The organism is Mesorhizobium sp. M1A.F.Ca.IN.020.06.1.1, assembly GCF_004023265.1.
Classification (GTDB): domain Bacteria; phylum Pseudomonadota; class Alphaproteobacteria; order Rhizobiales; family Rhizobiaceae; genus Mesorhizobium.
In genome coordinates, this window is record NZ_RZSR01000529.1 from 1 (window position 1) to 4,181 (window position 4,181).

3 protein-coding genes and 1 pseudogene are annotated in these 4,181 nt (G+C 62.1%); 3 read left to right on the plus strand and 1 reads right to left on the minus strand.

Features of this window, described 5'->3' with window-relative positions; genetic code table 11:
• Positions 1-339, minus strand: a pseudogene (locus EOA60_RS21490) (O-antigen ligase family protein); the annotation flags it as partial.
• A 483-nt stretch (positions 340-822) separates the two neighbouring features.
• Between EOA60_RS21490 and EOA60_RS21495 the strand changes: the two are divergent.
• The 3 genes from EOA60_RS21495 to EOA60_RS21505 form a co-directional block, all read left to right on the plus strand.
• On the plus strand, positions 823-1,752 hold the full coding sequence (locus EOA60_RS21495) for a TIR domain-containing protein (protein ID WP_095824337.1): 930 nt from the start codon (positions 823-825) through the stop codon (positions 1,750-1,752).
• 102 nt (positions 1,753-1,854) lie between these two features.
• Positions 1,855-2,505: a bifunctional DNA primase/polymerase gene (locus EOA60_RS21500; RefSeq protein WP_095824338.1), complete on the plus strand. Its 651-nt coding sequence runs from the start codon at positions 1,855-1,857 to the stop codon at positions 2,503-2,505.
• Positions 2,502-4,181 (plus strand): glycosyltransferase (locus tag EOA60_RS21505; RefSeq protein WP_128311838.1); only part of this gene is annotated, 1,680 nt, incomplete at its 3' end. The genes EOA60_RS21500 and EOA60_RS21505, both read left to right, overlap by 4 nt.

Here is a 4,181-nt window from a genome sequence, read left to right on the forward strand (position 1 = left end):
CGTCCGCACGCTGATGGTGCGGGCCGCGATATAGGCACAGACGATATGCGAGGAATATTGCACCGCCGCACGCGCGCTGATGCCGGCGGCCTGCGACCAGAAGACCGACAGGCAGACATAGGTCGCGAAGAGTATCGGCAGCCAAGCGTTTGAGAGCTTCCAGGTGAAACGTCGGTAGTCGACGAAGAACAGCGGCAGCCAGACCGCGTAATAGGCGAGGATCAGGACCTGACCGAAATTGCTGGAATAGGCAAAGGCAAGAACGGAAACCGCGACGGCAAAGGCGCCATAGGCCTTGTTTGCCTCCGGATCGAGCAGAATGGATTTTGGAATCTTCATGCCGGATTTTTCGTCCGTTCAGCCTTGGAGCAATTCCAGGAAAAGTGTGTGACTGTCTTTCGTCGGGAATTGCGTAAACAACAGTTAGCGCGGTTCAGTGTCTGATAGCCGGCATGAGCCGACGTTCGGCCCTACCGGGTTCATTGTGCACTGCAGCATAATCTATCGCCCTATCGCCGGTGGCTCAACCGGAAATGTTGCCACGGGCAAAGAGGCGTTATCACAGGCATATTGCACAGCGAAAAGGCCGGAATGGGGCGGCCTGTTGCTCGTTGGCGGATGATCCTTCCCGAAAATCGATTTCGATTATGGCTCATGCGAGAACAGGTCCCCGAGCATCACCACCGAGCGCGAGCTCTTCCTGCAGTTCTTCCAGCACCGCGCGGAGGTGTAGCTGGAGGCGTGCCATGGTAATGCGGTCGTTGCAATGAGATAGGACAACCGCCTACGCTGTGAGGAGTCTATTGCGCCGGAGAGAGACGAATGGCCAAACCGCGAATCTTCCTGGGCTCGTCAGGAAAACAGAAGAAGCTGTTGCAGGCGCTGCAGCGTGGCCTTGAAGATATTGCCAATGTCGAACCCTGGACGACATCCTTCAATCCCGGGACGACAACGCTGGGGCGTCTCCTGGAGCTGACGCGCGAGGTCGACTTCGCCGCTTTCGTGTTCGCCCAGGACGACTGGACGAGCGCGAGCCAGCCGGAATCGACCACCACTATTCCCGCCCAGGCTTCTCCGCGAGACAATGTGGTTTTCGAGGCCGGCCTGTTCGGCGGGGTTCTCGGCATGCGCCGGACCTTCATCCTGCACGCGAATGGTGCCAAGCTTCCCAGCGATCTGCTCGGCCTGACGTCGGTACGCTACGGCGAGGCAGCGACCGCCGCGGAGACCAGAGCAATCAATCAAAAACTGCGAAATGCCATCGAAAATGAGGGGCGAGTCGCCCGCATAGAGGGGTTTTGGTGGCAGTTCTCCCTGTCAGAGCGCACAGCAAGGGAGCCTTCCGCGGTCAGTCTGCTGAGGATCTCGCGGGACCGCAACGGCGCGCTGGAGCTGAACGGCCGCTCATGGCAAGAGAATGGCAGCCTGTCGGCCAGATACTGGAGCGAGGCGTCGAAGGAGAAAGGAGAGTCTTCGGGCATCTTCTACTATTGGAACGGGGAACGGCCGTTGGACGCGAACGCGCCGCAGCTGCACGGGACAGGCGAGATCCGGCTGGAATCCGCCGAGCGCGCGTCCGGATATTTCACGACACGTTCGGACACGAATCCGGAGGTGAATGCGCGAACGTCCGGCGTCTATCTGCGCGCCGATCCGCAGGACTTAACCATCCTGGACGGGAACGACAATCAGCGGCGCGTGGAGTTGATCGCAGAACGGCTAAGTCACTGGAAGTCGATCAAGAATGTCTGACGACAGTGCTGGCAGTCGCGGCGAAGGCGCCGGCGCTTGACGAACGGACCGTTCGGCCCAACAGATTGTCGGGAACGTCTCGATCCCGGAACATTTGGGCGGATGCAGGCTGGGGCACTGACCGACTATACCGTAAGGCTGTTCGAGCGCGGCTATATCTGCCTGCCGCTTCGTGCCGGCGGCAAGCATCTCGACCTCGCGGCCATGGAGTATGATCCGTTGCACCTGCGGACGCTGCGCAAGGACCTGAAGGAACTGGCGTTCACCTCCATCACCTTCCAACTGGCGCAGAAGCCGCCGGGCCGCAGCGACGTCGCGCGCTGGTTTGGCGACTTTGCCGGCAATGTCGGCATATTGGGCGGATTTGGGAACCTGATGATTCTCGATTTCGATGACGACGCCGGCTACCGTGCCTGGCGGTCCGGTCACAAGGCGATTGCGAACGGCACGCCAATAGCAAAATCGCCGAGCGGATTTCATGTCTATCTAAGAACGCGGGAACCGGTGATCTCTTCCAGCCTCCATTTCGGCTGGCGCCGGGTGGGTCACGCGAAGGCGCTGGGCGGTTATGTCGTGGGCTGCCCGTCGGTGCTGAAGGACGGCTCCTCCTACAAATGGATCGAAGGCCAGTCGCCATTCGACATCGAACCTCAGGTGGTGGGCAATCTTGACAGTCTTTCGCTGCGCCCCGTGTCGGTGCTCAAGCATTGCTATGACCGCCTGCTCAAGCGTGGCTTCTTCGAACAGCAATGAGCGGCTCACCTGTGGCGGCTGACATTACCGTCGTTATCCCGGCAAGAAATGCGGCTGCAACCATCGAAGCGGCACTCGGCAGTCTGGCTTCCGACAGAGCGGTCATCCGCGAGATTCTCGTGATCGACGACGGGTCGAACGACCAGACAGCTGCGATGGCGAGGCAAAGCGCGCAACGTCACGGCTTGCCTCTGGAGGTGGTGAGCGTTCGACTGCGCAAAGCGGGCGCCGCACGCAATGTCGGACTCGAGCGGGCAAGCGGCACATCCATATTCTTTCTCGATGCCGACGACGAGGTGATGCCCGGCAGCCTGTCGCGGCTGAGCGCGGCGCTGGCAGGCCGGCCTCTCGCCGGCCTTGCCGTCGGGGCCAGCATACGGCGCACAAAAGGCCGGCCGGACAAGCTCAAGGCACCGCAGGGCTACGTCCCGGACCGGCGAGAGAATGTGCGGCGCTACCTTCGCAACGAAGTGTGGCCAATCGCGATGGGAAGCGCGCTGGTCGCCGACTGGGCGACCGCAAACCTCCGCTTTCCGGAAACGATCGGCCTCGATGAGGACACCTGCTACTGGACCGCCGTGCTGGCCCGTGCCGACGTGGTTACCGTCGAGACCCCGGTGCTGCTCTACCACCATGACGAGGAACGTATGGCGCGCCGCTTCATCACGGCACCGCGCAGGACCTTCCTTGCCATAGCGCTGGAACTGAACGGGCTGGCTGCCGTCGGGGTCGAACGGGAGGCGTTGCAGTGGCGGAAGGCCTGGATAGCTCAGCGGATCGCCCGACAGTTGATCAGGCACCGCAAGTTCGCCGATGCTGGCGGCATGATGCGCGCGGTCCGAGTGCATAAGGAGCTGGGCCGCAGTTGGAAGGCGATGCGATATCTGGCCAGGATCCGAATCGGGCGACTGACCGAGACTGAGGCTAGGATGTCGCCAATGCCCAATTCAGCGACCTCGCGCCGCACGCTGATCATATGCCACGACCCGCCGTTTCCGCCGAGGTCCGGCGCCGATCTCAGGAATTTCGGCAACGCCATGGCGGCAGCCGCGTTCGGCCCGGTCTGCCTGGCCTCGCTCCTGCCGCGAAGCAGCGACGTCCAACCTCCCGGGCCGGACATTCGCGTGACTGAGCTCATCAACAAGTCCGAACCGCGAGCGCCTTCGCTCGCCCGCTGGAGGGCCAAGGGCGAGAGCCGGATACCGCTCCCGGCGCTGGCGCGGCTCAAGGCGCTCGTGGCGGATTTTCGCCCGGATACTATTGTCGTCGAAGGCGTTGGTCTGTTCAGATTTCTCGCTCCGTTGCGGCCGATGGTCCGGCAACTCGTTCTGGACATGCACAATGTCGAATCGGATCTCGCCGGTCAGTTGCCGCGCAAGAAGCGTTGGCGGCCGTTTTCCTCAGACCTCAGGGCGCTCGAGAGAAAGGCGGCAGCCATCGTCGACCGTATCTGGGTGTGCTCGCAACGGGACCGTAAGCGGCTGGAGGCGTTTGTCCGGCCGCAAGTCCCCGTCCACATCGTGCCAAACGGCATCCCGCGAGCGGACGATCTGCCGCGGCTACTGCCGCTGCAACGAGCCGTCTCGGACGCGTTTCCGCTCATCCTTTATGTTGGCCATCTGAGCTATCAGCCGAACGTCGACGCCGCCGAGCGGCTGGGGCACACCATCTTGCCC